Source organism: Nocardioides sp. CPCC 206348, from assembly GCF_048654705.1.
Lineage (GTDB): Bacteria > Actinomycetota > Actinomycetes > Propionibacteriales > Nocardioidaceae > Nocardioides.
On record NZ_JBMCZA010000210.1, the window covers coordinates 12,211 to 38,313 of the forward strand.

The following is a 26,103-nucleotide window of genomic DNA, read 5'->3' on the forward strand; positions in this document are numbered from 1 at the left end:
CGGCAACGAGATCATCGAGGTCGGCCGCTGCCTGCGCGAGGGACTCCGCGAGAGCCCGCTGGTTCCCCACGCCCAGACGCTCACGCTGCTGCGCCAGATGGACGCGTTGCGGGCGAGCTGCGGGATCGCCTACCCCGACGACCCGGCCTGATCGGCGCGCAGGAAGCCGACCACCGCCAGGACCCGGCGATGCGACTGGTCGTCGTCAGGAGACAGCCCGAGCTTGGCGAAGATCCGCTGGGTGTGCTTCTCGACGGCACCCTGGGTCACCGTCAGGGCCTCGGCGACGGCCGCGTTCGACCGCCCCTCGGCCATCAGCGTGAGCACCTCCCGCTCGCGAGGAGTGAGGGCCGTCAACGGGTCACTGCGCCGGTTGACCAGCTGGCGCACGACCTGCGGATCCAGCGCGGTGCCCCCGTCGGCGACCGCTTCGACGGCGGCGAGGAACTCCCCCACCTCGCTGACCCGGTCCTTGAGGAGGTACCCGACCCCGGCCTCGCCCGTCGCCAGCAGGTCGTCGGCGTAGGACACGACGACGTACTGCGACAGGACCAGCATCCGCGCCTCCGGCCAGGCCCGTCGTACGGCGACCGCGGCCCGGAGGCCCTCGTCGGTGTGGCTCGGCGGCATCCGGACGTCCACGATGCCGACGTCGGGTCGCTCCCGCAGCATCGCCTCGACGTACGAAGGGCCGTCGGCCACGGAGGCCACGACGTCGTGCCCCGCCTCGACGAGCAGCAGCTGCAGGCCTTCGCGCAGCAGCACCGAGTCGTCGGCGACCACGATCCTCATGGCGCCATCCCCACTGCCCTGGTCCTCACAGGGCGACCTCGGCACGCAGCCGGGTCGGCCCGCCGTCGGGCGAGGCGACGCTGAGGGAGCCGTCGACCCCGTCGAGCCGCTGGCGCAGGCCGTCGAGCCCACGCCCCGCGGTGACGTGCGCGCCGCCGCGGCCGTCGTCGTCCACCGTGATGACCAGTCGGTCCCCCGACGCCTGCACGCCGACGTGGGCGCGCACGGCCCGGCTGTGCTTCGCGATGTTGGTCAGCGCCTCGGCGACGACGAAGTAGGCAGCCGTCTGCACGGGCAGCGGGAGGTCGTCGGGCGCCTCGACGGTGACCTCGACGGGGATCTGCTGTCCCGACGCCATGTCCCGCAGGGCGGCGTCCAGGCCGCGGTCGACCAGCAACGGCGGCGCGATCCCCCGCGACAGCGCCCGCAGCTCCTCGACCGCCTCGCGGGTCTGGGCCACCGCGGAGTCGAGTGTGGCGGCCGCCGTCGCCGGGTCGTCAGCCAGCTGGAGCTTCGCCCGACCGAGATCCATCCCCAGCCGGATCAGGCGCTGCTGCGGCCCGTCATGGATGTCGCGCTCGAGGCGGCGCAGCGAGTGCGCCTCGGCCCGGTGGGCGGACTCGCGACTCGCCTCGACCCGGTCCACCCGGGTCAGCAGCTCCGCCCGGCCACACAGCATCACCCGCGCCACCGAGGCGTGCAGGCCGGCCGCCAGGCGTACGACGAGCGGCAGGGTGAGGAGCGCGACCACACCGATCGCCAGGTTGAGCAACGACTCCGGGGTGCGGCCCTCGCCGAAGCCCAGGATCTCCGCGAGCGTCTTGCTGTCCGCGTCGAAGGTGATGTAGCGCTGCCAGAACCAGTACGTCAGTCCGCCGAGCGTCAGCGCCCACCACCCGACGGTCACCGCGAACGCGAAGAGGCCCGTCACCAGCGACAGCAGGCACCACAGCACGTCGAGCCAGGTCTGCACGTCGCGCAACGGCGTCAGGAACGCGCGGATCCGTCCGTCACCCGCCACCGGACGGAGGTACGACGGCTGCGGGGCCGACATCCCCAGCATCGACCGCAACCGGCTCCGCTCCACGGTCGCGAACCCGCGGGCGACGTACGACGTCGCCACGAGGAGGGCCAGCCCGACGGCCGCCACCACCAGGGTGCCGACGCCGGCGGCGAGGCCGGCGATCACCAGGCTGAAGGCGGGGACCACGAGCAGGAGGGACGTCAGCGCGTAGCCGGAGTCGAGGAGGAGCCGTCGGAACAGGTTCATGGGCTCCACGCTAGGAACGTACGCGGCGCGCCACCATCCAGCCAGCCCGACACTTCAGCAGATCCATGCCGGGCGCACCACTAGGGTTGGGGTCGTGGCCCATGACCTCGTGATCGTCGCCAACCGCCTTCCGGTGGACCGTGTGACCGACCGCGACGGGAAGACGACCTGGCGGCCGTCACCCGGCGGCCTGGTCTCCGCCATCGAACCGGTGATGCGGGCCCACGACGGCGTCTGGGTCGGTTGGTCGGGTGGTTCCGAGCAGCGCCTCAAGCCGTTCAAGGTCGACGGCCTGCAGCTGGTGCCGCTGGCGCTCAGCGCCGAGGAGATCGAGGAGCACTACGAAGGCTTCTCGAACGGCACCCTGTGGCCGCTCTACCACGACCTCGTGGCGAAGCCGGAGTTCCACCGTGAGTGGTGGGACTCCTACGTCAAGGTCAACCGCCGCTTCGCCGAGAAGACCGCAGAGCTGGCGGCCAAGGGTGCGACGGTGTGGGTGCACGACTACCAGTTGCAGCTGGTGCCGCAGATGCTCCGAGAGCTACGCCCGGACCTGCGGATCGGCTTCTACCTGCACATCCCGTTCCCGCCGGCCGAGCTCTTCCAGCAGCTGCCATGGCGTCGCCAGATCCTCGAGGGCCTGCTCGGCGCCGACCTCGTCGGCTTCCAGCTGCCGGGCGCAGCGCAGAACTTCATCCGGCTGGTGCGCCAGCGGGTCGGCCACAAGACGCACCGCGACCTCGTCTACCTGCCGGACGGCCGCACGGTGCGGGCCGCGGCCTTCCCGATCTCGATCGACGCCGCCGGCTTCGAGGAGCTCGCCCGGTCCGAGGCCGTCACCGAACGCGCTGCCGCGATCCGGGACGCACTCGGCAACCCGAGCCGGATCTTCCTCGGCATCGACCGCCTCGACTACACGAAGGGCATCTACGCCCGGCTCCGCGCGTTCGGCGAGCTGATCAGCGACGGCCACCTGACCGTCGACGACGCCGTCTTCGTGCAGGTCGCGGTGCCGTCGCGCGAGCGGGTCGAGCACTACCGCAACCTCCGTGACGACATCGACCGCCTGGTCGGCCGGCTCAACGGCGACCTCGGCCGGATCGGTACGCCGGCGATCAGCTACCTGCACACGTCGTACCCCCGCGAGGAGATGGCCGCGCTCTACCGCGCCGCCGACATCATGGTCGTGACGCCGTACCGCGACGGCATGAACCTCGTCGCCAAGGAGTACGTCGCCTGCCGCACCGAGGAGGACGGAGCCCTGGTGCTCTCGGAGTTCGCGGGGGCAGCCGACGAGTTGCGGCAGGCCTGGCTGGTGAACCCCTACGACATGAACGGCATGAAGGCCGCACTGCTGGAGGCCTACCAGGCCGAGCCGAAGGAGCTCACCCGCCGGATGAAGGCGATGCGCAAGCAGATCGCCCAGCACGACGTGAAGGCGTGGGCCGACAGCTTCATGATCGAGCTCGCAGAGGACGGACAGCACTCGAAGTCGGTGCTGCCCGCCACTCGCTCCTGACGGTCAGCCGAGCACGTCGGGTCCGACGCCCTCGTCGTCGATCCAGTCACTGCCGTCGTCGAAGAGGTCGCGATCGCGGCCCTCCTCGTCACGGCCCTTGCGCCCACGACCACCGGCACCTGCGGCTGCCGCTCCGCGGCCACCGGCACCCCTACCGCGGCCACCGGCCGTGCCCGGAGCACCCGCGCCACCACGACCGCCGGCACCCGAACGAGCGCCGCCCGTGGCCCCGCCTCGACCACCACTGCGGCCGGCCTGGGTGCCCGGGGAAGCGGCACCGCCGGAACGGCCGAGCGTGCCTGCGCCTCCCGTGCGGGTCGTCGACCCGATGGTGCCGTTGGTGGACCCGAAGCCGCCACGTCCGCCGAGGGCGCCGCGAACGGCGTTGGCCAGACCGGGACCGCCGAACAGGCCGGCCGCGATGCCACCACCGATGATCGGGTTGATGCCGAGTCCGCCACCCCCGCCCGGGTTCGGACCGGAACCGGGGTTGCCCAGCGTGCCCCCCACCGGTCCCGGCGAGTGGTGCTCGGGTCCGGGACCCGGACCGGGTCCGGGGCCCGGCCCGGGATCGACGATCGGCACCGGGTGCGGGTGACCGGTCGACACCCCCGGCGGACCAGGGACGACAGGTGTGGGGCGGTGGCCTCCGGAAGGGCCGACCGGGAGTCCGCCCGGACCCGGGTCGCCGGGCGGCGGGAGGTCCTCGGGGTACACCGGCTCACCATGGATCTTCGCGAGCACGACCGACGCCTCGGCGTACGCGTCGTCGAGTTCCTGGAGCTTCACGCGCGCCTTCTCGTCGGCATCGGCGTAGGCGGAGACGGCAGTGTTGTGGGCGGTCACCTGGTTGTCGTAGGCGCGTTGGGCCCGCACCGCGTCGATGTCGTCCTCGGTGCCGTACGACGACGGCCGTGGCGGCAGGTCTCCGGGCGGTGAGTCGGGCATGTCGACGCGAGCCAGCTCGGCGGCCTTGAGCCGCGCCGCGGCGACACGGAGCACCTTGGCGGCGGCCTGCATCTGGTCGCGGCGCGGGATGACCACGTCGTCACGCAAGGTCTCGAAGGCCATGCGGCCCCGGGAAGCCGTGCCCTGTACGTCAGTCGCGACGCCGTCAGCGAAGCCCCGCTCGACCTCGCGGGCGGTGTCGGCGAGGGTCTCGCTGAGGTCGAGGAGCGCGTGGTAGCCCTCGTCCCAGGCCTTGCGGGAATCGCGCAACTTCTCGTGGTCCGAAGCAGCGGTCGCCTTCAGCAGCTTCTGGATGTGCTGGCCGGTCACTGGAAGTCCTCCGTGTTCGGAACGTTCTTGCCGACCGGGGCACCCTCGTGGCCGGCAGGGGGTTCAGCGTTCGGGTTCTCCTCCGTGGGCACCGCGTCGGCCTCGGTGTGGACCGCGTTGTTGTAGGCCGCGTCGCCGGAGTTGCCCGTGGTTCCCTCGGCAAGCACGCGCGCGACCAGCAGCCTCGAGTCGTCGCCGGCCTTCTCGTCAGCGCCGACGATCAGCGCGCGGGCCTCGATGCAGGCCGCGCGGAACCGCTCCAGGTCCTCCTTCACGCCGATCAAGGTCTTCTCGATGACGGCATGGGCACGCGTGTGGTGCAGGGCGAGCTCAGGCGACCTGTCGGCAGCGCCGAAGGCGGAGACCGCGATGAATCCGTCAGCGCCGAACTTCTGGTGGTCGAGCTTGCCCAACTGCTTGTCGATGGAGCTGACGGCCGATTCGATGGCGTCCTCGACGATCGTCAACCCGGTGGGGGACGCCTTGACCGCGGCAGCGGTGAAGTCCGCAAAGTATTCAGGCAACACGTGGGCATCCCTCCATCCGAGAACCGCCGAAGGTGGCGGTGTCAACGCGACCTACCCGCGCTGACGTCGAGCAAACACCTGCCCGTCCAGATTCTAGGGCTCGCTAGGGTGATCCCGACATCTCGGAAGGTGGTGCATCGTGACCAATCGGATTCTTGTCGCCCTGCTCGTCGTCTCAGGGCTGCTGCTCTCGGGATGCAAGGACGGCGACGGACCCGACGCCGATCCATCGACGCCGGCGCCCCAGTCCACGTCCGCGACGCCGATTCCGAGCGACGGTTCCTCGAGCAGCACGGGAGTCGCACCGGCGACCGGCCCGCTCGTCGAGGACGACGTCTTCAGGTTCCACCTGCCCGCCGACGCGGAGTGGGAGCTCGGCCGCGAAGGGCTCAGCGCGACGACGTACGACGAGGACCTCAACGCCTTCGACGTCGCCACCTCCGTCCTCCCGCTGCAGGCGGGCCGCAGCGAGGACGACCTCGACGTCGACTTCGACATCAGCACCGACTCCGACGGGTACGACCCGCCGCAGAAGCGCGGCAAGAACCGGGTCGTGGACGGAATCGAGGGCTGGACCGCGGAAACGGTGGAGGACGGCCAGCTGATCTACACCTTCGGAACCATGCACGCGCGCCACTCATTCGACATCACCTTCCACTTCCCGAAGAAGGACCCGCGGACGCGCGCATGGATCGAGTCCGTGCTGGCCTCGATCCAGTGGAAGTGACGCGAATGAACTCGCGCCGGATGACCGCGACCGCCGTACTCCTGATCAGCCTCGCCAGTGGTCTGGCCGGCTGCGGGGACGGCGATGACAAGGGTGCAGGTCCCAGCGATCCACCCGCCACCTCGCAGTCTTCCGGCGACACTGCTTCCGGCTCCCCGTCGAGCGACACCACTGCCATCGCGCCAGCGACCGGCCCCCTGGTCGACGACGCCGTCTTCAGCTTCCACCTGCCGGCCGACGCCGAGTGGGAGCTTAGCCGCGGCGGGCTCAGCGCGACCACCTACGACGAAGACCTCAACCCGTTCCGTGTCGCCGTCTCCGTGGTCCCCCTCCTGTCGGGCGGTACCGCCCAGACCCTCGACGACGACTACGAACTCAGCACGGACCAGGACCCGTACGACCTGAAGCGCGGCGAGAACCGCGTCATCGACGGGATCGAGGGCTGGACCGCCCAGAGCGTCGAGGAGGGCCAGCTGATCTACGAGTTCGGCACCATGCACAGCGACAAGTCGTTCAGCCTCACGTTCCGGTTCCCCCAGAAGGACCCGCGAACCCTCGGGTGGATCGAGGCCATCCTGGCCTCGATCGCGTGGAAGTGATGCGCATGCGCGGCCGCCGACGGGCACCGGCCGTCATCCTCGCGATCGGCCTCGCGACTGGCCTGACCGCATGCGGGGACGGCGATGACCAGGGTGCAGGTCCCAGCGATCCACCCGCCACCTCGCCGTCGACGGTCGACTCCTCGGAAACCTCGCCCTCCAGCCCCACCACGGACGTGGCGCCACCCGGCCCGCTGGTCAAGGACAAGCACGTCAGCTTCCGCCTCCCCGGTGACCTTGAGTGGTACTTCGACGGCAAGCTCGTTGCGAGCGCCTACGACGCTGACCTCAACCCGTACGACGTCGAGGCCACCGTGGTCCCGTTGCAGGCGGGCGACGACGTCAAGGACCTCGACTCCGACTACGCGGCGAGCGTCCGCACGCTCGGCGTGGACGCGCCGTTGAAGCGCGGGGAGAATCGCGCCCTCGACGGCGTCGAGGGGTGGACGGCCGAAACGATCGACAACGGCCAGCTCGTCGTCGTCTTCGGCACGCGGCACAACGGGGTGTCCTTCCACGTCCTGTTCAGCTTCTTCGGGAAGGGTCCGAGCAGCCGCGCATGGATCGAGGCGACCCTGGCCTCGCTGCAGTGGAAGTGACCGGGCTGCACCAGCCGCGGACGAGGCCCGCCGAGAGGGCGTCTGCGCGGTAGCGTTCACCCATGGATCTGCTCCCCTTGCGTTCGGTTCCGGGAGCAGGCCTGCTTCCCGGCCCCGACCAGGTCGTTGCTGCCGCCAGCAACGTGGCCCACAAGGTGTTGTACGGCGGCCTGGCCGACCTGCGTCCGATGCCGCGCACCCTGATCGATGAAGGCACGCTGCGCGAGGTCTACCACTACCGGCCGTCGGGCACCGTCGTCGAGAAGGGTGACCCGGTCCTGCTGGTGACGCCGCTCGCGGCGCCCGCGCTCTGCTACGACCTCCGCCGCGGGTGCTCGCTCGTCGAGCACTTCGTCACCGAGGGCCGGCCGACGTACCTGCTGGAGTACGGCGAGGTGTCGTTCCGGGACCGCAACCTCGGCATGGAGCACTGGGTCGACGAGGTCCTGCCGACCGCGATCCGCGAGGTGTCGGCACACGCAGGTGGCCGACCGGTGCACCTGATCGGCTGGAGCCTGGGCGGCATCTTCTCCCTGCTGGCCCTCGCCGACGAACGCTCCGGCAAGCTGCCGGTCGCCTCGCTGTCCGTGGTCGGCTCCCCCATCGACGTGTCCCTGGTGCCACTGCTGGCCCCGCTCCGTCCACTGCTGAACCTGTTCAACGGCAAGGGCCCGATCACCAAGGGCTACCAGATGCTCGGCGGCGCCCCGAAGCCGTTGGTGAAGTGGGCGTTCCAGCTCAGTGCCTTCCAGAAGATGGTGACCAAGCCGATCGCACTGGCCCAGCACATCGATGACCGCGAGTTCCTCGCGCAGGTCGAGGCGGTCGACCGGTTCACCGCCAACATGATCGCCTACCCGGGCCGCACGTTCGGGCAGCTGTACCACCGGTTCGCCAAGGGCAACCAGCTCGCGCACGGCCTGTTCGAGCTCGACGACCGCACGATCGACCTCGGCAAGATCGACGTCCCCGTGCTGGTGTTCGGCGGTGCCACGGACGGCATCGCCCCGGTCCCGGCAGTGCGGGCCGTCGTACCGCTGTTGAAGGGGTCGCCGGAGGTGCGCTTCGAGGTCGTCCCCGGCGGACACCTCGGCATGCTGACCGGTCGCGCGGCCCGGCACACGACCTGGCTGGCGATGGACGAGTGGATCACCGAGTGGTCCACGGACAACCAGCCCGAGGCCCCGATCGGCACCAGCCGCAAGCGTCGACACCGCTCCGCCTCGTCGCGCGCCCTGTCGAAGTAGCCCTGATCCAACCCTCGTCGGCACCACCGATCGCCGAACCGTCGTAGTCCCAAAGGACTAGAAGACGACGGCCGCACTCCCGATCCCGGGACCCCTCCCGGGTCCGTAGATTCTTCCTTACCGACGCGGACCTCGAAGCCGCTGGAGGGAGCCCCACCGGGCCTGGCGCACCGCAAGGAAGCGCTGCCGGAGGACCAGTTGGGCTCGAAGTCCGCGTCGGAGCTAGCTGCAACGCGTCTGGTGCGCCCCTCGGAGGGAGAGGGGCGCCCCACTCGCGCAAGCAGCCGGCATGAGGGAGCAGCACCACGGCCGGGCTACACGTAGGTGGGGTCTGGGGGGACCGCTGCGCGTCGGGAGCCGCGCAGCAGCGTACGTTTCGGCCGTGGGTGCTTCTCTTTCTCAACTCGTCGACCAGGGCCTGATGGCCGCTGACTGGGCTGACGCCCTTGCACCGGTCGAGGACCGGATCGCCGAGGTGATGCGATTCCTCGACGCAGAAGCCGCCGCGGGGAAGTTCTGGGCACCGGAGCCGAACCTGGTCTTCCGTGCGTTCGAGCGACCCCTGTCCGAGGTCCGGGTGCTCATCGTCGGCCAGGACCCGTACCCGACACCGGGCCACGCGATCGGGTTGTGCTTCGCCGTCGAGCGCTCCGTGCGGCCCCTCCCGCCGAGCCTGAAGAACATCTACAAGGAGATGCGCTCCGACCTCAAGGCAGTGCCGCCCGAACACGGCGACCTGACGCCCTGGGCCGAGCAGGGCGTGCTGCTGCTCAACCGGGTGCTCACCGTGGAGCAGGGCCAGCGGCACGCGCACCGGCGCAAGGGTTGGGAGGACGTCACCACCTGTGCCATCGAGGCCCTCGCCCGTCGGGCCGAGGACGGCGCCCCGATGGTCGCGATCCTGTGGGGCGATCCGGCGCGGGCACTCGTGCCGCACCTGGGTCGGGTCCCGGTGATCGAGTCGGCACATCCCTCGCCGCTCTCGGCCCACAAGGGCTTCCTGGGCTCGCGTCCGTTCACCCGGGCCAACCAGTTGCTCGCCGAGCAGGGCAGCACCCCCGTGAACTGGAGCCTTCCTTCCTGACCCCGGGAATATAGTTGAGCGTTCAACTATTGTGGTGGGTATGAGCACAGACACCGAAGGACGGATGCCGGCCCTCTACCTCGGGCACGGCGCTCCCCCGCTGCTGGACGACCCGATCTGGTCGGGCCAGCTGGCCGCCTGGGCCCGGGACCTGCCACGCCCGAAGGCGATCCTGATCGTCAGCGCCCACTGGGAGTCCGCGCCGCTGTCGCTGTCCGCGAACTTCGCACCCCTGGTCTACGACTTCGGCGGATTCGCGCCGAAGTACTACCAGATGACCTACGAGACGCCCGACGCCTCGGCCCTCACGACACGGATCGCGGCGATGATGCCGACGACCGAACCCGTCCACCAGCACACCTCGCGCGGCCTCGACCACGGCGCCTGGGTGCCGCTGCGGATCATGTACCCCGAGGCGGACATCCCGGTCGTCCAGATGTCGATGCCCACGCACGACCCGGGCCGACTGATGGAGATCGGGCGTCGCCTGCAGTCGCTGCGCGACGAGGGCGTGCTGATCATCGGCTCCGGCTTCCTGACCCACGGCCTGCCGTTCCTGAAGTCCTTCCAGATCGACGCGCAAGCGCCGGGCTGGTCCACGGACTTCGACGCATGGGCCAGCGAGGCACTCGCCCGCGGCGACGTGGACGAGCTGGCGTCGTACCGCGACAAGGCGCCGGGCATGCCGTACGCCCACCCCACGGTCGAGCACTACAGCCCGTTGTTCGTCACCCTCGGCGCAGCCACCGACCCCACTGTCGCCGGCGAGCAGGTGATCGACGGGTTCTGGATGGGGCTGTCGAAGCGGAGCCTTCAGGTCGCCTGAACTGCCGCGAGGCAGGCCCGGAGACGCGCGACCTCTGCCTCCAGCGCGAGGACCTGCGCGATTCCAGCCAGGTTGAGACCCTCGGCCAGCAGGTCGCGAATGCGGTGCAGCGTCTCGATGTCGGCGCGGCTGTAGAGCCGCGTACCGCCTGCGCTCCGTTCGGGAGCAAGCAGGCCGCGCCGTTCGTAGACCCGGATGTTCTGGATCTGCAATGCCGTCATGTCGGCGGCCACCGAGATGGCGAAGACGCCGCGATGAAAATTTCGTGACCCTGGACCTTGATTCACGAGATCAGATTATCTATAACAGGTGGTGCAGATCCAGAGGTCGGCCGCAAGAGCCGGCACATCCACGAAGGAGGAACGTCATGTTGCTGCGCACCACCGATCCCTTCCGCGACTTCGACAGGCTCGCGAGCCAGCTCCTGGGCACCGGCGGCACGACCAACCGGCCCGCGGTGATGCCCATGGACGCCTGGCGCCAGGGCGACGAGTTCGTCCTCGAGTTCGACCTTCCCGGCGCGAGCCGCGAGAGCATCGACATCGATGTCGAACGCAACGTCGTCACCATCCGCGCCGAGCGACCCGCCGGCAATGGCGACTGGCAGCGCCTCGCCTCCGAGCGGACGCACGGACAGTTCTCCCGCGAGCTCATCCTCGGCGACAACCTGGACCTCGAGCGGATCGACGCCGCCTACGACAACGGCGTGCTGCGCCTGGTCATCCCGGTGGCCGAGAAGGCCAAGCCCCGCAAGATCCAGGTGGGCGGGTCCACCGCCCCTGAGCACGAGGCCATCAGCGCCTGAGTCCGGTACGACGAACGGCCGGCGTCACGCACGCCGGCCGTTCGTTCGCCCGGTGATCGGGCCGGTGACTCGTCAGCGGCCCAGGCGCCGCATGATCTTGAGTGACTGCATCATCTGCTTGACGTACGCGCTGTAGTCCTGGCCCGGCCGGGCACCCATGACCTGCTTCTTGAGGACGGCGACGTTCTTGGCGTCGGTGTACTTCAACAGGCCCTGGTCACCGTGACGGGCACCGACACCGGAGCTCTTCACCCCACCGGACGGCGAGCCCTTGGAGGCGTACGCCGTCGCGAGCGAGTCGTTGATGTTGACGTTGCCCGAGTCGATTCGCGCGGCGACGGCCCCGGCACGGGCAAGATCCGTGCCCCACACCGAGGCATTCAGGCCGTAGTCGGTGTCGTTGGCCAGCTTGATCGCCTCATCGATGGTGCGGTACGGGTGCAGCCCGACCACCGGCCCGAAGGTCTCGGTGTGCCCGGCCAGCATGTCCTTGGTGACGCCCTCGAGCACGGTCGGCTCGAAGAACGCCGGCCCGATGTCGGGCCGCGCCCGTCCACCGGTGAGCACGGTCGCACCCTTGGCGACGGCGTCCTCGACGTGCGAGGCGACGCGGTCGCGGTGATCCACGCTGACCAGCGATCCCACCTCCGGTCCGAAGTCGTACGACGCCCCGAGCACCAGGTTCCGGGCCCGCTCCACGAACGCGGACTTCAGCTCGTCGTACCGCTTCTCGGGGAGGTAGATGCGCTCGATGTGCATGCAGATCTGGCCGGTGTTGCCGAAGACGCCGAACATCGAGCCGTCGACCCACTCCTCGACGTTCACGTCGTCGAGCACGATCATCGGGTTCTTGCCACCGAGCTCGAGGCAGCAGCCGATCAGGTTCTTGCCGGCGCGCTCGCCGATCACCCGGCCGGTGGCCGTCGAGCCGGTGAACATGACGTAGTTGGCGTTGTCGATCAGCGTCGGACCGATGTCGGGGCCTTCACCGCAGACGACCTGGAACAGGCCCTTCGGCAGGCCGGCCTCCTCGAGCAGCGAGATGCCGTAGAGCGGCGACAGGGCGGTCTTGTTGTCCGGCTTCACCACGACCGCGTTGCCGGCGATCAGCGCCGGGATGGCGTCCGAGAGTCCCGTCGCGAACGGGAAGTTCCACGGGGCGATGATCCCGACGACGCCCTTGGGGACGCGGACCTCGGTGGAGCTCGACACGATCGGCACCGGGCCGGCGTGCTTCGTCGGCTTGAGCAGCTTCTCCGCACGCTTCAGGTAGTAGCTCATCACCATCGGCGGATCGCAGGTCTCCTCGATCGCCATCCGCCGGTTCTTGCCGCTCTCGACCTGGATCAGGTCGGCGGTCGTGTGGGCGTTGTCGATGAACAGCGTGTGTGCGCGCTTGAAGACCTCGAGCCGCTTGGCGACCGGCCACTGCGCCCAGAGCCGCTGGGCCGCGCGGGCTTCCTCGAAGGCTGCCTCGATGTCTTCGGGAGTCGACTGCGGGAGCTCGATGAGGACCTCGCCGGTGTAGACCTCGGTGAGCTTCCAGGTCGCGCCCTTGCGGCCCGGGACCCGGGAGACGAGGCGCTCGAGGAGCTCGTCGGTGACCGAGGCCGGCCGGACGGCGGCCGGGGTGCTCACCAGTTCGCTCCGCCCAGGATGATCTCGGCCGCCATCTCGCCGATCATGTAGCACGGCGCGTTGGTGTTGCCTCCCGTGATCGACGGCATGATCGAAGCGTCCGCGACGCGCAGGCCCTCGATGCCGCGGACCTTCAGGTCCGGGCCGACGACCGCGCGCTCGTCGACGCCCATCCGGCAGGTGCCGACACCGTGGTAGACCGACGTCGATCGCTGCTTGAGCGCGACCCGCAGGTCCTTGCCGTTGGGGATCGACGGGCCCGGGTGGATCTCGGCCTTCACCCCGCCACCGAACGCAGCGGACGCCATGATCTCCCGGATCATCTCGGTGCCCTGGGCCAGCACCTCGACGTCGTCGGGGTGGGTGAAGAAGCCGTAGTCGATGAGCGGTGCGGTCATCGGGTCCGAGGAGGCGAGGCGGATCGTGCCACGGCTCTTGGGGTAGATCAGGGTCGAGAACACGGTGAGCCCGGGACGCGGGTCGGGCATGTGCCGGACCGGCTCGTCCTGGTTGGGGCTCGGGTAGGTCCACGGCAGCGCGTGCAGCTGGATGTCGGGCACGTCGGTCGCCAGGCCGGAGCGGATGAACCCGACGGACTCGAAGACGGAGTTGTCGAGGAAGGACTTGCGACCGGACATGTTGCGCGCGGTCCCCTTCGCGAACGTCCACGGGTTGCCGCGGTAGACGACGCTCGGCACGTGGAAGGACAGCGGGTGGAACAGGTGGTCGTGGAGGTTGTCGCCGACGGGCAGGTCCGCGATCACCTCGATGCCGAGCGAGGCCAGGTGCTCCGCGGGACCGACGCCGGACAGCATGAGCAGCTGCGGGCTGTTGATGAACCCCGAGGAGAGGATCACCTCCTTGCCGGCCTTGATGAAGCGGCGGGTGCCGCCGCCCTTGCCCTGGTCGAGGACCTCCACGCCGGTGGCGCGGCCGTCCTTGATCACGACCTTCTCGACGTGCACCTCGGTCTGGAACTCGAGGGTGCGCGGGTTGAGGTGGTGCACGTAGCCGCGGGTCGAGGAGTAGCGCAGGCCGTCCGCAGCGTTCTGCTGCATCCGGGAGATGCCCTCCTGCTCGGCCCCGTTGTAGTCGTCGTTGACCTTGACGCCGAGGGTGTCGGAGGTGGCCTGGATGAACTGGAGGGTCGCCTCCTGCGGGGTCTTGTTGCGGGTGATCTTGATGGGGCCGCCGGCGCCGCGGTAGGCGTCCTCGCCGTCCTCGAAGTCCTCGTAGCGCTTGAACGCCTTGTTGACGTCGTCGGCGGACCAACCCGTGTTGCCCTCGGCGGCCCACGAGTCGTAGTTGGCGCGGTTGCCGCGCACGTAGACCATGCCGTTGACCGAGGACGAACCGCCGCCGACCTTGCCACGGGGCGCCGGCATCCGGCGGCCGTCGAGGCCCGGCTGGGGCACCGAGCGGTAGCCCCAGTCGAAGAGCTTCTCGAGCTTGGGCTCGGAGTGCATCGGGCCGATCATGCCGGGCACCTTCGTCATGTAGCCATGCATGCCCTTGTCGTCGCTCTTGCCCGCCTCGAGCAGGATCACGCTCGCGCCCGACTGGGCCAGGCGTCCCGCGACGATCGCCCCGGAACTTCCGGATCCGACCACCACGTAGTCGGCTTCACTGCTGCGCTGGTTGTTCTTGCTCGCGCGCTTGGCCATGCCAGTCCCATCCCTCGTCACTGTGGTCCGCTAACTGTAACGCGTTCTAGTTTCGTTACGAAAGGGTTTCGTTTGGGAGGATGTTGCCGTGAAGATCCTGTCGATCCAGTCCTCGGTCGCCTATGGGCATGTCGGCAACTCCGCAGCGGTCTTCCCGCTGCAGCGCCTCGGTCACGAGGTCTGGCCGGTGTTCACGGTGCACTTCTCGAACCACACCGGGTACGGCGCGTGGCGCGGACCGCTGCTGGACCCGGCCGACGTCCGCGAGGTCATCGCCGGCATCGACGACCGCGGCGTCCTCGGCACCGCCGACGCGGTGCTGTCCGGTTACCAGGGCGACCCCGCCATGGGTGCGGTCATCCTCGACGCGGTCGCCCGGGTCAAGGAGCTCAACCCCGACGCCGTCTACTGCTGCGACCCGGTCATCGGTGACGTCGGTCGCGGCATCTTCGTCCGTCCCGGCATCCCGGAGTACCTGCGCGACGAGGTCGTTCCGTACGCCGACATCCTCACGCCCAACCACTTCGAGCTCGAGTTCCTGGCCGGACGCGTTGCACGCACGGTCGAGGACGTGCTGGCTGCGATCGACGTCGTACGCGATCGGGGGCCGCGGGACGTGCTCGTCACCTCGATCCGGTACGACGACAGCGAGACCCTCGACGTCGTGGCCGTCTCCGACGCCGGCGCCTGGGCCGTGACCACGCCGTTGCTGCCGATCGCACCCAACGGTGGCGGCGACCTGACCGCGGCGCTGTACCTCGCGCACCTGCGCGAGTCCGGCTCCCCGGCGGTGGCGCTCGGGCGGACGACCTCGTCGGTCTTCACCGTCCTCGAGCGCACCCTGGCCGCCGGCACCCGCGAGCTCCAGCTGGTCGCGGCGCAGGACGCGATCGCCGTACCTCCGGAGCGGTTCGAGGTGCGGCAGCTGCGCTGAGCGCGGCGGTCAGCGCTCGACCATCGCGACGGCCGACACGGAGAGCACCGCGCCCACCGCGGCGATGCCGCCGAGCACCGCGAACGTGACCGGATAGCCGCCTGCCACGTCAGCCAGACCGGCACCCACGAACGGCCCGATGGCCGTGGCCAGGGCAACGGGAGCGCCGAGGACGCCGTTGAGGGCTGCGTAGCGCTCGGGGCCCCACAGGTCGGTGACCAGCAGCGCGCCGACGAGCGTGAAGAGCCCGCGGGCAGCGCCGGCCACGACGGCACCGAGCACGAGCAGCGCCGCGGGACCAGGCACCACTGCGAACACGGCGATGGTCACCGCCAGCGCGGAGGTCGTCAGGCCGACCCGGGCCCGCAGTCCGAGCGCCCTGCTGAGGGCCGGGTAGGCGAGGCGCCCGACGACCTGGCCGGCTCCCCCGAGACCGAGCGCCCAGGCCGCGAGGCCGGGAGTGAGGTCGCGCTCGATCAGGAGCGGCACGAACGCCACGATCGACGCGTACATCGCCAGCGTGGCCAGGGTGAAGCCGATCGCCACGAGCACGAAGGCCGCGCTGGTCACGACCTCGCGGTCGGTCGCCGCATGGTGTCCTGCTTCCGCCGGCTGCCAGGTGAGCCGGAGCGCAAAGAAGTGCAGCGGTACCGCGACGACGAGGAGCAGCACCGCGAACACGACGTAGGTCGTGCGCCACGAGGTGCGCTCGGCCAGGAGGGTCGTCGTCGGCGCGAAGATGGTGCTGGCGAAGCCCGCCACGAGCGTGAGCGCGGTCAGCGCCTCGACCCGGCGCGCGCCGTACCAGTGCGTGATGGCAGCGAACGCGGGCGCGTAGAAGAGGCCGGCTGCGCCCGTTCCGCAGACCACCATGGCCAGCAGGAAGAGCGGGTACGTCGGCGCGATCGCGACGAGCAGCAGTCCGGTCGAACCGACACATCCACCGGCGACCATGACCCTTCGCGGGCCGCGGGCCTGGATCGCCCGCCCCGCAGGGATGCCGGCCACCCCGGTGGCGAGGCTCCCGGCAGAGAACGCGGCGGTGATCGCAGCCAGGGACCACCCGGTGTCGGACGAGATCGTGGGCGCCAGCACCGCGAAGGCGTAGTACAGGGTGCCGTAGCTGACCGTGACGGTCACGCAAAGAGTCGCGAGGACCCTGCGAGGTGGCCGTTCGGTCATGGGCGAACGGTACGCAGGGCCGGTTGCGCTCCGGCTCCGCCGGGACGGAATCCCCACTCCCCCGGAGCGGTTCGAGGTGCGCCGACTGCGCTGACTAGGATGCTCCGGTGCTCAGCAATGGGCACGTGCCGCCTTAGCTCAGTTGGCCAGAGCGTCCGCCTTGTAAGCGGAGGGTCGTCGGTTCGATTCCGACAGGCGGCCCCACTGCACCAACCACCGTCGTACCTGACGAACCTGTCGTCCACGCGGCGAATTCGCAGCAGGTTCGTCAGGTGCGTTGCTCTCCGCCCGACCGCGGCTTCCGGCGCGTCACCAGCACCCCGACGACACAGAGCGCACCACCCGCGAACGCCAGGGGCGGCGGCACCTCGTCGAGCAGGACCCACGCCATCACGGTCGCGATGGCCGGCACGAGGAACGTGGTCAACGCCTGCTTGCCGGCGTCGGTGTGGCGCAGTGCGAAGGCCCAGGTGCTGAAGGCGATCGCCGTCGGGAAGACGCCCAGGTAGGCGATCCACAGCAGGGTCCCCGTGCTGCCGTCCCGGATCACGTCACCCAGGTCGCCGATCCAGGGCAGGCAGACGACCGCGCCGATCCAGCAGGCGTAACACGTCACTTCGAGGCCGGAGAGCCGCCGGAGCAGCACCTTCTGGCACACCACCCCGATCGCGTACGTCGCCGCGGCGAGCAGTGCGAGCAGGACACCGTCGAGGTCGGAGCCGCCCTCGCCCCGCATCGCGCTGCCGATCACGACGACGCCACCGAAGGCGACGGCCATGCCGACCAGCAACCAGCCCGTGAGCCGCTCGCCGAGGAAGAGCGCGGCGAACAGGGCGATCAGGATCGGCCCGACCTGCACGACCATGGCGGCCGTCGCGGCGTCGATCCGTCGCTCGCTGTCGTTGAGGGCGAGGTTGTAGATCCCGAACCACGCGACTCCGCAGCCGACCAGCAGCATCACCTCGTTGCGCGTGAAGCGGCTCCGCGGCGCCCGCGCCAGCAGCGCGGACAGCACGACCGCCGCGATCAGCAGCCGGCCCAGGGAGAGGGCGCCGGGCGTGACCTCGCGGCCGAGGTGACGGATCGCCACGAACGCAGAGGCCCAGAGGACCAGGGTGACCCCGATCGCTGCGACCGGCTGCCAGGCGGGAGGTCCCGACACGACAGGAATCTCAGGGGCGGCCTGCGCGGGCGTCGACGTCACTCGTCGAACCTAGGGTGCGGGGCCGTCCAGCGGCACGCGGTTTTCGGACGTCCTACGTCGAGATCCGGACGTTCCGATGAATGTCGGAGTCCTGACTAGTCTCAGGTGCTGTGGACCTCCCCGTGATGCCGCCCGTCCAGCCGATGCTCGCGAAGGCGGTGTCGGGCGTGCCCGACCCGGCCAAGTACGACCCCATCGGCCTGCTCTTCGAGCCCAAGTGGGACGGCTTCCGCTGCATCCTGTTCAAGGACGGCGACGAGGTCGAGCTGGCCAGCCGCAACACCAAGCCGCTGACCCGGTACTTCCCCGAGCTCGTCGAGGCGGCGCGGGCCGAGCTGCCCGAGCGGTGCGTGCTGGACGGCGAGATCTTCGTGGCCCTCGACAGCGAGGACGGCAAGGGCCGCCTGCAGTTCGAGGTGTTGCAGGAGCGGATCCACCCCGCTGCCTCGCGGATCGGCATGCTCGCCGAGAAGACGCCGGCCGCGTTCGTGGCATTCGACCTGTTGGCACTGGGCGACGCGTCGTACCTCGACCGACCCTTCGTCGAACGACGCAAGGCTCTCGAGGAGGCACTGGGCGGCCTCGCCGACAAGCCCGATGCCCGGTGCCACCTGACCCGCACCAGCACCGACCCGGCCGTGGCGCAGGAGTGGTTCCACCAGTTCGAGGGCGCTGGCCTCGACGGCGTCGTGGCGAAGCCGCTCAGTGCGCCGTACGCACCGAATGCCCGGACGATGCTGAAGATCAAGCACGAGCGGACCGCCGACGTCGTGCTCGCGGGCTACCGCGAGCACAAGACCAGCACGCCCGAGCAGCCCCTGATCGGGAGCCTCCTGCTCGGCCTCTACGAGGACGGCGAGCTGCAGCACATCGGCGTCAGCGCCAGCTTCACGGCCGCACGGCGCGCCGAGCTCTGGCAGGAGCTGCAGCCCCTCGTCTGCGCCATCGAGGACCACCCCTGGGGGCGCTGGCAGGAGTTCCTCGTCGCCAACCCCGGCCGCCAGCCGGGCACGCAGAGCCGGTGGAGCAGCGGGAAGGACCTGTCGTTCACTCCCCTGCGCCCCGAGCGCGTCATCGAGGTCAAGTACGACGCCATGGAGGGCCGTCGTTTCCGGCACACGGCCCACTTCAAGCGGTGGCGCGAGGACCGCGACCCGGAGTCGTGCGGCTACGAGCAGCTCGAGCAACCGGTGAAGTATGACCTCGCGGACGTGCTCGGGGGCTGACGCTGCGACCGGCGCGGGTGCAGGATGGAGCCATGAGCACCGACGCCACACCCGCCCTTGAGCAGTACGACGTCGTCCTCCTCGTGGAGCAGGCGCTGACCGCCGTGGATGCGGCCGAGGTCCGTGCGCTCCACGAGTCGCTCGACGCCGACGTGATCTACCACGTCCTGCTGCCGATGGCCGATGCAGCCGCAGCGGTCGAGGCCTCCCTCGGCGTGATGGGCGGCGCGGACCTGATGGCCGCACCGATGACGCCGTCGCCCGACGAGATCGAGCACCTCCGCGAGGAGTACAAGAACCAGGCCGAGCGCGACCTCGCCACCACCACGTCCGCCCTCACCGCCACCGGTGGGACCGTCGGCGAGGGGACCGTGGTGACCGATTCGGCCGTCGACGCCCTGATCGCCAAGGTCAAGGAGGTCAACGGGCGCGAGGCCATCATCCTCACCCGCTCCCACGTGATCGCCGAGTTCTTCCACGTCGACTGGACCTCGCGGGCGCGCCGCAAGCTCGGCGTCCCCGTGCTGCACCTGCTCGAGCACGACGCCGGTTAGGGCGCGCAGACCGCGCTGACTCGGGGCGTAACAGTGCCCGCCGTCCGCTCGTTGATCAGTCATGTCGGCCCTGCACACCCTCGACGTCCGCCTCTACGAGGTGCTGGCGGGTGCACGCCTGCCGGCCGCCGAGCGTGACCAGGTCATCGACCTGTGCGAGTACGTCGTCGGGTTGATCCCCGAACTGGACCTGCCCCATCCGGGCCGGACCACCCGCAGCGCCGTCCATCTGCTCCTCGACGACCTCACCACGTCACTGGACGTGCGGGTCCGGGGCGACCTCGCGCGGCTGTGTGAAGTCGCGGTCGTCCGCGGCCTCGACTGAACCTGCGCGGCAGTCAGGTCCCTTCGACCCGGTTGCCCTGCTCGTCCCAGTGCTCGGCGACCTTCTTGCTGGGCTGCACCCGCGGTGGCTCCCCCGGCATCTTCGGATAGTCCGGCGGGAAGTTGAGCTCACTGGCACCGTCCGCGACCTGCTGGTCCCAGAGGTCCAGCAACGGCTGGAGCGAGAACGACTCGTCATCGATGCTCGCCCACGGGTCGCCGTCGGCCATCCGTTCGGGGACCGTGAACAGGTTGAAGTCCCTGGGGTCCGTGACCCCGGCCAGCTCGGCCCAGGTCATCGGCGTCGAGACCGGGGCGCCCGGCAGCGGTCGCAGCGAGTACGCCGACGCGATGGTGCGGTCGCGGTTGTTCTGGTTGAAGTCGACGAAGATCCGTTCGCCCCGCTCCTCCTTCCACCACGCTGTCGTCACCTGGTCGTCGCGTCGGGACAGCTCACGACCGAAGGCGATCGCGGCGTGCCGCACGTCGGTGAACTCCCAGCGCGGCTCGATCCGGACGTAGACGTGGACCCCGCGGTTGCCCGAGGTCTTGGGGTACGCCCGCAGCCCGAGCTCCTCGAACAGCTCGCGAGAAAGGTCCGCGACCCGCACGGCGTCACCGAACGTCGTACCCGGCTGGGGGTCGAGGTCGATCCGCAGCTCGTCGGGGTGGTCGGTGTCGGCCCGCCGAACGGGCCACGGGTGGAAGGTGAGCGCCCCCATCTGGGCGCACCAGACCGGCACCGCCAGCTCGGTCGGGCAGATCTCCTCGGCCGTCCTGCCGGAGGGGAAGGTGATCTCGACGGCTTCGAGGTAGTCGGGAGCGCCCTTGGGGACGCGCTTCTGGTAGAAGCCCTCGGCGTCGTTGTCGCGCGGACCGGTGGCCAGCCGGAAGCCCTCACGGACACCGGATGGCCACCGTTCGAGCGCTGTCGGGCGCTCGCGCAACGCACGCATCAGGCCGTCACCGACCGCGACGACGTACTCGGCCACCATCAGCTTGGTGACCTCGCCCGTCCGTTCGGTCGCTTCGTAGATCACGCGGTCCGGGCTCGACACCCGGACCTCGCGATCGCCGGCCTGCACCATGGCTGCCGCGGTCTTCGCCATGGTTGGACCCTAGAGGGTCAGCCCGACACACCGCTCAACTCGTTCGGCGCGTGCGCCACGTCGATGCTGCGCACGACCTTGCGATCGGCCAGGTCGATCACGTGGATCTGCTTCGTCGCCGGCTCGGTGACGTAGGCGAACCCACCGATGACCTGCAGGGTCGGCCGCGGCTCGTGCCAGTCGGTCGGCTCCTGCCAGGCCTTCGTCACAGGGATCGAGGTCGTGAGCACGGCCTCCGCGGGATCGATGACGTGCACGCTGCCGTTCGTGCCGAGCACCAGCGCCTCCCCGGCCGGCGTGCGCCCCAGCGAGCGGAAGCTGTAGCTGGACGGGAGGTCCACCAGGCGCAGCGACGCGTTGCGGGTGTCGATCACTGACACCCGGGTCGGCCGTTCGAGCTCCGCGTCGGCGTCGACCTTGTAGTCGCCGAGGACGTACGGCGAGCTCTCGTGGCCGGCCTGGTTGCCGATCCGGCCGTAGGCGTCGGGCGAGTCGACCTTGGTGATCCGGCGCCCGTCCACGACGAGCACGCCGTCCTCGCACCCGAACAGCGCGACGTCGCCCGCGAAGGCCTCACCGTGGACACCCGGGCACTCGTCGGAAGCGGCCAGCTCGTTGCCGGCAGCCGTGATCATCCGGATGCCGCTGCGGGCTTCGGAGGTCCCGACCGTGTGGATCAGGTTGCCGTGCCCGTCCTGTACGGCGACCCCGTGGTGGGCCTGGTCCAGCGTCCACGTGTCGAGGGAGGGCTCGGCCTCGTCCAGTTCGGCGAGGTCCGCGGGGTCGAACGCCGTGATGACCCCGGTGCCGTCGTCGAAGACAGTCGTGCGGCCGTGGTGCGGCACGACGTGGCCGGGCTCCTCGGCGCTGATGGTGAAGTCGGTCAGTCGCGGGTCGGTCGTCCACGAGTGACCGTGGTCGCCGTGGTCGTCGGTCCACGACCCCAGGTCGAGGGCGGTCAGTCCGCCCGCGGCAGAGACGAGGAGGTGGCGGTCGTCGCCGGCAGGGTTGAGCCGGACGAAGCCGTCGACCTTCTCGTCGAGCAGCACCTCACCCGTGGCGGCGTCGAGGACGGCCACGCCGCCGTCGTACGTCATGGCCAGCCGGGGCTGCGGGGTCTGCACCTCCGTCGCCGCGGCATCGGACGAAGGCGCGTCAGCGGACCTGGGAGCGGATTCCTCGGCGCCGCAGCCGGCAAGGGCGAGGGTGGACAGGAGTGCGAGAGCACTGGACTTGATCAACATGAGAATGATTCTCATGTTCAAGTCCAGTGCGCGTCAAGTCGACGCCGTGTCGCGGCCCCCGCGGTCAGCCGTCCTTCGGCTCCAGGGTCAGGCTGACCGAGTTGATGCAGTACCGGTCGCCGGTCGGAGTGCCGTAGCCGTCGGGGAACACGTGGCCCAGGTGCGAGCCGCAGTTGGCGCACCGCACCTCGGTCCGCTTCATCCCGAGCGTCGAGTCGTCGACGTACTCGATCGTGTCGCTGATCGGCTGGTAGAAGCTCGGCCAGCCACAGCCGGAGTGGAACTTGGTGTCCGACTCGAAGAGGGTCGCCTGGCACGCCTTGCAGCGGTAGACGCCCTTGGTCTCGGTGTCGGTGTACTCACCTGTGAACGCGCGTTCGGTGCCGGCCTTGCGCAGCACCTGGTACTCCTCGGGAGTGAGTTCGGCCTTCCACTCCTCGTCGGTCTTCTCCACCTCATATGCCATGACACCGAGGCTACCCAGTGCATGCCCGTGTCACACGCGAGTCGGCATCCCGGCGTCGCGCCAGGCCGCGAATCCGCCGACCACATCGGTGGCATGGCGGATGCCCAGCCGCTGGAGCGCGTCGGCCGCCAGCGAGGACGTGTAGCCCTCCTGGCACAACACGATCACCCGGCGGTCGTACGACGCCTCGGGGATGCGTGCCTCGCTGCGCGGGTCGAAGCGCCACTCGAGCACGTTGCGTTCAATGACGCGCAGCGGCAGCCAGCCCGCCACCTCGCCCTCCTCCTCGCGCTGTGCCGCAGGGCGGATGTCGACGAGGAGCGCGTCCCCGGTGACCAGTTCCTGGAAGGCGGCACGGGCGCTGATCCGGTCGAGCCGGGAGCGGGCGTCGTCGAGCATCGCGTCGATGCCGTCGTACTGCTGCGCGGCGAAGCCTTCGGGCACGGGGGCCAGCGTAGTCACCACTCCTGCCCTGCCCGCTCGACACCGAGCACCTCGAGCCGGTCGCCACGGAAGCGGAAACGGGTCATGGTGGAGAGGCGGGGCGAGTAGACGTGCAGCGACAACGCCGGAAGGTCCGACTCGTTGCGGACGTCGTGGGCATAGCCGGCGCCGAACGCCTTGGCGTCGCCGGCGTCGAGGTCGTTGAGCTTCAGGCCACCGTCGAAGGTGTGCTCGACGAGCGAGCCCTGGAGCACCGTGAAGGCGCCGGACGACGAGCCGTGGTCGTGCCAGTCGGTCGTGGCGCCCGGCGGCCACGAGATCAGCCAGACCTCGTACTCCTCGGCGGCGTGGATCCGCAACCACGAACGCTCCGGGTGATCGGGGTCGAGCAGGTAGTTCAGGTCCGGGTCGGCGGCGTACTCACGCACGACCTCGAGCAGGGAAAGCACAGCAAGCTGGGTCATCGGGATGTCTCTCGGAACGGCGCCGGCCACCTTGCTCGGGGGCCGGACGCGGACTGCTGGGATCGGGGATGAGGACGATCAACAACAGCGACAACGCCGCAGCGCGCCACCTGAGGTGGCGGACATGGCTGCGGCGCGGTCGGACATGTTCCGATTGTGTACTAAGTCGATGAACTTTGCAAGCCGTTACGGCAGGCGGGCCACCAGGTCGACGACGTCGACACGCCGACCGGTGTAGAACGGCACCTCTTCGCGGACGTGCCGACGGGTCTCGGAGCCGCGCAGGTGCCGCATCAGGTCGACGATCCGGGACAGGTCGTCGCACTCGAAGGCGAGGATCCACTCGTAGTCGCCGAGGGCGAAGCTGGGCACCGTGTTGGCGCGGACGTCGGGGTAGCCGCGCGCCATCTTGCCGTGCTCGGCGAGCAGGCTGCGGCGCTCGGCATCGTCGAGGAGGTACCACTCGTAGGAGCGCACGAACGGGTACACCGCGACGTAGTCGTGGACCCGCTCGTCGGCGAGGAACGCCGGCAGGTGGCTGCGATTGAACTCCGCCGGCCGGTGCAGGGCCATCTGCGACCACACCGGCGCGAGCCGCGACCCGAAGGCCGTGCGGCGCAGTCGGTGGTAGGCCGCCTGGAGCGCGTCGCTCGACTCGGCATGCCACCACACCATCACGTCGGCGTCGGCGCGCAGGCCCGCGACGTCGTACACGCCCCGGACGACGACGTCCTCCTCGGCCAGGTCGGCGATGAGGGCCTCGACCTCAGCGGCCTCGCCCTTGCGTGCGACGTCGTCGTCACCGATCGTGCGGTCGAGGCGGAACACCGACCACATCGTGTAGCGGATCAGCTCGTTGAGCTCGTTGATCTTCGCGGCGTTGGACTGGATGTGGGCCTGCGGGTCGGACATGGCTCCATTGTGCCGCGCCGCCGACTGCCACACTTCGCACCCCCAATTGCCACACTTCGCATCCCCAACTGCCGCACTTCGTGGGTCAGGCGAGCAGGTCGGCGATGGCGCGGTGGGCGGAGCCGATGGTGGCCGGGATGCCGACGCCGTCGTAGGCGGCGCCGCAGAGGGCGAGGCCCGGGACCTCGGCGACGGCGGCGCGGATGCGGGCGACGCGATCGAGGTGGCCGACCCAGTACTGCGGGAGTCCGCCGCCCCAACGCTGCACCACCGCGTCGACGGGTGCCGCCGAGAGGCCGGTGGCGCTGGCCAGGTCCTTGAGGGACACCGTGACCAGGTCCTCGTCGGCGACCTGCAGCGAGGCTTCCTCGCCGAAGCGGCCCAGGGAGGTGCGCAGCACCAGCAGGCCCTCCCCAGCCGTACGCACCCAGTCCCACTTCGCGAACGAGAAGGTCGACGCCTTGATCGCGCGGTCATCGACCGGCGGGACCAGGAACCCCGAAGCACCGAGGTCGAGCCTCTCGGCCACGTCGGCCTCGTCGGCTCGGAAGGCCAGCGTGACGAGGGCGACCGACGCGTACCCGATCTGCCGCAGCTCGTCGGCAGCCGCTGGCGCCAGGTCGGCGAGCAGCCGGGCCGTCGGCGCAGCCGGGGTGGCGACCACCAGCAGGTCCGCGGACTCGTCGCCGGCAGCGGTGGTCACCACGAAGCCGGAGCCAGTACGACGAACAGCGGTGACCGTGGCGCCGTGGCGGATCTCGACGCCCGGCCGTTCGCGGAGGTCCGCCGCGAGCGCGGCGGGCAGCCGCCACATGCCGCCGTCGACAGCAGCGAAGACGGGCGGCGCATCGGCGGGCGGGGTCGGGAGCGTGAACTCGTCGCGCGCGATCAGGTCGACCAGCTGCGGGACGGCGGCGCGCGCCGAGATGTGGCGGGCCTGGCCGGCGTACACACCTCCCAGGAGGGGCTCGACGAGGCGGTCGACGACCTCCTGGCCGAAGCGGCCGCCGACGAGCTCGCCCACCGACACGTCCCAGGTGGGGTGCTGGACGTGCTGGTGGCGCGCGTCGCGCATGCCCTCGGGCGACAGGATGCCCGAGGCCTCGAGCTGGTCAAGGTCCAGCGGAGCCCCCATCAGCGTGCGAGGCAACGGGCGCAGCGCATCGCGGGTCCAGACCCGGGACGTCGCCGCGGTGGGATGGGCGAGCGGGAGGCCGAGGTCCGTCGCGAGCGCCGTGCCCTCGGGCCGGCGATGCAGCATCGCCTCGGCACCGACGTCGACCGTCACTCCCGCGACCTCGCCCGCGCGCAGCTTGCCGCCCGGCCTGTCGGTCGCTTCGAGGAGGAGCACGTCGTGGCCGGCGATCGCCAGGTCGCGCGCGGCCGTCAACCCGGCCACACCCGCACCGACCACCACCGCTCGACTCATGCGCCCAGCCTGCCAGAGCCCGGCACGACGCCATCG

28 protein-coding genes and 1 tRNA gene are annotated in these 26,103 nt (G+C 70.2%); 13 read left to right on the forward strand and 16 right to left on the reverse strand.

From position 1 onward, the window contains the following. Positions 1-129 precede the first annotated feature (129 nt). Positions 130-792, reverse strand: a complete 663-nt coding sequence (locus ACOADB_RS20955) for a LuxR C-terminal-related transcriptional regulator (RefSeq protein WP_378603025.1) — start codon at positions 790-792, stop codon at positions 130-132. A gap of 25 nt (positions 793-817) precedes the next feature. Next, positions 818-2,062, reverse strand: coding sequence for a sensor histidine kinase (locus tag ACOADB_RS20960; RefSeq protein WP_378603028.1), 1,245 nt, complete (start codon positions 2,060-2,062; stop codon positions 818-820). Positions 2,063-2,156: 94 nt separating this feature from the next. Between ACOADB_RS20960 and ACOADB_RS20965 the strand changes: the two genes are divergently transcribed. After that, complete coding sequence (locus ACOADB_RS20965; RefSeq protein WP_378603031.1) at positions 2,157-3,581, forward strand: alpha,alpha-trehalose-phosphate synthase (UDP-forming); 1,425 nt, start codon at positions 2,157-2,159, stop codon at positions 3,579-3,581. A gap of 3 nt (positions 3,582-3,584) precedes the next feature. Here ACOADB_RS20965 and ACOADB_RS20970 read toward each other — a convergent pair whose 3' ends face one another. After that, on the reverse strand, positions 3,585-4,859 hold the full coding sequence (locus ACOADB_RS20970; protein ID WP_378603034.1) for a hypothetical protein: 1,275 nt from the start codon (positions 4,857-4,859) through the stop codon (positions 3,585-3,587). Next, on the reverse strand, positions 4,856-5,386 hold the full coding sequence (locus ACOADB_RS20975) for a hypothetical protein (RefSeq protein ID WP_378603037.1): 531 nt from the start codon (positions 5,384-5,386) through the stop codon (positions 4,856-4,858). The genes ACOADB_RS20970 and ACOADB_RS20975 overlap by 4 nt, the downstream gene beginning before the upstream one ends. Positions 5,387-5,525: 139 nt before the next feature. Between ACOADB_RS20975 and ACOADB_RS20980 the strand changes: the two genes are divergently transcribed. The 6 genes from ACOADB_RS20980 to ACOADB_RS21005 all read left to right on the forward strand — a co-directional run bounded on the left by ACOADB_RS20980 (position 5,526) and on the right by ACOADB_RS21005 (position 10,468). Then, entirely contained in the window at positions 5,526-6,113 is a 588-nt protein-coding gene (locus ACOADB_RS20980; protein ID WP_378603040.1) for a hypothetical protein, read from the forward strand. Continuing rightward, positions 6,110-6,712: a hypothetical protein gene (locus tag ACOADB_RS20985; protein ID WP_378603043.1), complete on the forward strand. Its 603-nt coding sequence runs from the start codon at positions 6,110-6,112 to the stop codon at positions 6,710-6,712. The genes ACOADB_RS20980 and ACOADB_RS20985 overlap by 4 nt, the downstream gene beginning before the upstream one ends. Further along, positions 6,703-7,311 carry a hypothetical protein gene (locus ACOADB_RS20990; RefSeq protein ID WP_378603046.1) on the forward strand — a complete coding sequence of 203 codons (609 nt, stop codon included), beginning with the start codon at positions 6,703-6,705 and terminating at the stop codon, positions 7,309-7,311. Before ACOADB_RS20985 ends, ACOADB_RS20990 begins: the two co-directional genes overlap by 10 nt. Before the next feature lie 62 nt (positions 7,312-7,373). Continuing rightward, positions 7,374-8,558 (forward strand): alpha/beta fold hydrolase, encoded by a 1,185-nt coding sequence (locus tag ACOADB_RS20995; protein ID WP_378603049.1) that lies wholly within the window; start codon positions 7,374-7,376, stop codon positions 8,556-8,558. A 421-nt stretch (positions 8,559-8,979) separates the two neighbouring features. Next, on the forward strand, positions 8,980-9,642 hold the full coding sequence (locus ACOADB_RS21000) for a uracil-DNA glycosylase (RefSeq protein ID WP_378603436.1): 663 nt from the start codon (positions 8,980-8,982) through the stop codon (positions 9,640-9,642). A 40-nt stretch (positions 9,643-9,682) separates the two neighbouring features. After that, positions 9,683-10,468, forward strand: coding sequence for a dioxygenase (locus tag ACOADB_RS21005; protein WP_378603052.1), 786 nt, complete (start codon positions 9,683-9,685; stop codon positions 10,466-10,468). Here ACOADB_RS21005 and ACOADB_RS21010 read toward each other — a convergent pair. Beyond that, on the reverse strand, positions 10,456-10,701 hold the full coding sequence (locus ACOADB_RS21010) for a MerR family transcriptional regulator (RefSeq protein WP_378603055.1): 246 nt from the start codon (positions 10,699-10,701) through the stop codon (positions 10,456-10,458). The two genes, ACOADB_RS21005 and ACOADB_RS21010, sit on opposite strands and share 13 nt — an antisense overlap. 134 nt (positions 10,702-10,835) lie before the next feature. Here ACOADB_RS21010 and ACOADB_RS21015 point away from each other — a divergent pair, with 134 nt between their 5' ends. Beyond that, positions 10,836-11,273 carry an Hsp20/alpha crystallin family protein gene (locus tag ACOADB_RS21015; protein WP_378603058.1) on the forward strand — a complete coding sequence of 146 codons (438 nt, stop codon included), beginning with the start codon at positions 10,836-10,838 and terminating at the stop codon, positions 11,271-11,273. Between the two features lie 72 nt (positions 11,274-11,345). Here the strand turns inward: ACOADB_RS21015 and ACOADB_RS21020 are convergent, their stop codons facing one another. Next, entirely contained in the window at positions 11,346-12,911 is a 1,566-nt protein-coding gene (locus ACOADB_RS21020; protein WP_378603061.1) for a succinic semialdehyde dehydrogenase, read from the reverse strand. Beyond that, the gene (locus ACOADB_RS21025; protein WP_378603064.1) at positions 12,908-14,575 is read right to left on the reverse strand and encodes a GMC family oxidoreductase; all 1,668 of its coding nucleotides are present in this window, start codon (positions 14,573-14,575) and stop codon (positions 12,908-12,910) included. The genes ACOADB_RS21020 and ACOADB_RS21025 overlap by 4 nt, the downstream gene beginning before the upstream one ends. Before the next feature lie 88 nt (positions 14,576-14,663). Between ACOADB_RS21025 and pdxY the strand changes: the two genes are divergently transcribed. After that, complete coding sequence (pdxY, locus tag ACOADB_RS21030; RefSeq protein ID WP_378603067.1) at positions 14,664-15,509, forward strand: pyridoxal kinase PdxY; 846 nt, start codon at positions 14,664-14,666, stop codon at positions 15,507-15,509. A gap of 9 nt (positions 15,510-15,518) precedes the next feature. Here pdxY and ACOADB_RS21035 read toward each other — a convergent pair whose 3' ends face one another. Then, positions 15,519-16,691 carry an MFS transporter gene (locus tag ACOADB_RS21035; protein ID WP_378603070.1) on the reverse strand — a complete coding sequence of 391 codons (1,173 nt, stop codon included), beginning with the start codon at positions 16,689-16,691 and terminating at the stop codon, positions 15,519-15,521. A gap of 127 nt (positions 16,692-16,818) precedes the next feature. Here ACOADB_RS21035 and ACOADB_RS21040 point away from each other — a divergent pair. Then, positions 16,819-16,895: transfer RNA gene (locus tag ACOADB_RS21040), tRNA-Thr, on the forward strand. Positions 16,896-16,959: 64 nt separating this feature from the next. Here ACOADB_RS21040 and ACOADB_RS21045 read toward each other — a convergent pair. Next, complete coding sequence (locus ACOADB_RS21045; RefSeq protein ID WP_378603073.1) at positions 16,960-17,853, reverse strand: DMT family transporter; 894 nt, start codon at positions 17,851-17,853, stop codon at positions 16,960-16,962. 152 nt (positions 17,854-18,005) lie between these two features. Between ACOADB_RS21045 and ACOADB_RS21050 the strand changes: the two genes are divergently transcribed. From ACOADB_RS21050 to ACOADB_RS21060, 3 genes are all read left to right on the forward strand, one after another. Next, a complete protein-coding gene (locus tag ACOADB_RS21050) occupies positions 18,006-19,121 on the forward strand; it encodes an ATP-dependent DNA ligase (RefSeq protein ID WP_378603076.1) in 1,116 nt (371 codons plus the stop codon). Positions 19,122-19,153: 32 nt separating this feature from the next. Beyond that, positions 19,154-19,675 carry a hypothetical protein gene (locus ACOADB_RS21055; protein ID WP_378603079.1) on the forward strand — a complete coding sequence of 174 codons (522 nt, stop codon included), beginning with the start codon at positions 19,154-19,156 and terminating at the stop codon, positions 19,673-19,675. A gap of 61 nt (positions 19,676-19,736) precedes the next feature. Continuing rightward, positions 19,737-20,000, forward strand: a complete 264-nt coding sequence (locus ACOADB_RS21060) for a hypothetical protein (RefSeq protein ID WP_182379688.1) — start codon at positions 19,737-19,739, stop codon at positions 19,998-20,000. A 13-nt stretch (positions 20,001-20,013) separates the two neighbouring features. On the opposite strand, the gene ACOADB_RS21065 is transcribed toward ACOADB_RS21060, so the two are convergent. The 7 genes from ACOADB_RS21065 to ACOADB_RS21095 all read right to left on the reverse strand — a co-directional run bounded on the left by ACOADB_RS21065 (position 20,014) and on the right by ACOADB_RS21095 (position 26,067). Beyond that, complete coding sequence (locus ACOADB_RS21065) at positions 20,014-21,108, reverse strand: DNA polymerase domain-containing protein (RefSeq protein ID WP_378603083.1); 1,095 nt, start codon at positions 21,106-21,108, stop codon at positions 20,014-20,016. 17 nt (positions 21,109-21,125) lie between these two features. Beyond that, positions 21,126-22,367 carry a zinc metallochaperone AztD gene (gene aztD / locus ACOADB_RS21070; RefSeq protein ID WP_378603086.1) on the reverse strand — a complete coding sequence of 414 codons (1,242 nt, stop codon included), beginning with the start codon at positions 22,365-22,367 and terminating at the stop codon, positions 21,126-21,128. 49 nt (positions 22,368-22,416) lie between these two features. Further along, complete coding sequence (msrB, locus tag ACOADB_RS21075; RefSeq protein WP_378603089.1) at positions 22,417-22,818, reverse strand: peptide-methionine (R)-S-oxide reductase MsrB; 402 nt, start codon at positions 22,816-22,818, stop codon at positions 22,417-22,419. Between the two features lie 30 nt (positions 22,819-22,848). Further along, entirely contained in the window at positions 22,849-23,262 is a 414-nt protein-coding gene (locus ACOADB_RS21080; protein WP_378603092.1) for a rhodanese-like domain-containing protein, read from the reverse strand. 14 nt (positions 23,263-23,276) lie between these two features. Continuing rightward, complete coding sequence (locus ACOADB_RS21085) at positions 23,277-23,726, reverse strand: cysteine dioxygenase (protein ID WP_378603095.1); 450 nt, start codon at positions 23,724-23,726, stop codon at positions 23,277-23,279. Positions 23,727-23,912: 186 nt separating this feature from the next. Continuing rightward, positions 23,913-24,638, reverse strand: coding sequence for a hydrogen peroxide-dependent heme synthase (hemQ, locus tag ACOADB_RS21090; RefSeq protein ID WP_378603098.1), 726 nt, complete (start codon positions 24,636-24,638; stop codon positions 23,913-23,915). Positions 24,639-24,723: 85 nt separating this feature from the next. After that, positions 24,724-26,067, reverse strand: a complete 1,344-nt coding sequence (locus ACOADB_RS21095; protein ID WP_378603101.1) for a protoporphyrinogen/coproporphyrinogen oxidase — start codon at positions 26,065-26,067, stop codon at positions 24,724-24,726. Positions 26,068-26,103: the final 36 nt, after the last annotated feature.

What these genes read in the sequence shown, in the direction of transcription:
- ACOADB_RS21085 (WP_378603095.1), bottom strand. Translation starts at nt 23,726, where the DNA reads ATGACCCAGCTTGCTGTGCTTTCCCTGCTCGAGGTCGTGCGTGAGTAC.
- ACOADB_RS21025 (WP_378603064.1), bottom strand. Translation starts at nt 14,575, where the DNA reads ATGGCCAAGCGCGCGAGCAAGAACAACCAGCGCAGCAGTGAAGCCGAC.
- ACOADB_RS21095 (WP_378603101.1), bottom strand. Translation starts at nt 26,067, where the DNA reads ATGAGTCGAGCGGTGGTGGTCGGTGCGGGTGTGGCCGGGTTGACGGCC.
- ACOADB_RS21060 (WP_182379688.1), top strand. Translation starts at nt 19,737, where the DNA reads ATGTCGGCCCTGCACACCCTCGACGTCCGCCTCTACGAGGTGCTGGCG.
- ACOADB_RS20995 (WP_378603049.1), top strand. Translation starts at nt 7,374, where the DNA reads ATGGATCTGCTCCCCTTGCGTTCGGTTCCGGGAGCAGGCCTGCTTCCC.
- ACOADB_RS20960 (WP_378603028.1), bottom strand. Translation starts at nt 2,062, where the DNA reads ATGAACCTGTTCCGACGGCTCCTCCTCGACTCCGGCTACGCGCTGACG.
- ACOADB_RS21035 (WP_378603070.1), bottom strand. Translation starts at nt 16,691, where the DNA reads ATGACCGAACGGCCACCTCGCAGGGTCCTCGCGACTCTTTGCGTGACC.
- ACOADB_RS21005 (WP_378603052.1), top strand. Translation starts at nt 9,683, where the DNA reads ATGAGCACAGACACCGAAGGACGGATGCCGGCCCTCTACCTCGGGCAC.
- ACOADB_RS21055 (WP_378603079.1), top strand. Translation starts at nt 19,154, where the DNA reads ATGAGCACCGACGCCACACCCGCCCTTGAGCAGTACGACGTCGTCCTC.
- ACOADB_RS20955 (WP_378603025.1), bottom strand. Translation starts at nt 792, where the DNA reads ATGAGGATCGTGGTCGCCGACGACTCGGTGCTGCTGCGCGAAGGCCTG.
- hemQ (WP_378603098.1), bottom strand. Translation starts at nt 24,638, where the DNA reads ATGTCCGACCCGCAGGCCCACATCCAGTCCAACGCCGCGAAGATCAAC.
- ACOADB_RS21000 (WP_378603436.1), top strand. Translation starts at nt 8,980, where the DNA reads ATGGCCGCTGACTGGGCTGACGCCCTTGCACCGGTCGAGGACCGGATC.
- msrB (WP_378603089.1), bottom strand. Translation starts at nt 22,818, where the DNA reads ATGGCATATGAGGTGGAGAAGACCGACGAGGAGTGGAAGGCCGAACTC.
- ACOADB_RS21065 (WP_378603083.1), bottom strand. Translation starts at nt 21,108, where the DNA reads ATGGCGAAGACCGCGGCAGCCATGGTGCAGGCCGGCGATCGCGAGGTC.
- ACOADB_RS21015 (WP_378603058.1), top strand. Translation starts at nt 10,836, where the DNA reads ATGTTGCTGCGCACCACCGATCCCTTCCGCGACTTCGACAGGCTCGCG.
- aztD (WP_378603086.1), bottom strand. Translation starts at nt 22,367, where the DNA reads ATGAGAATCATTCTCATGTTGATCAAGTCCAGTGCTCTCGCACTCCTG.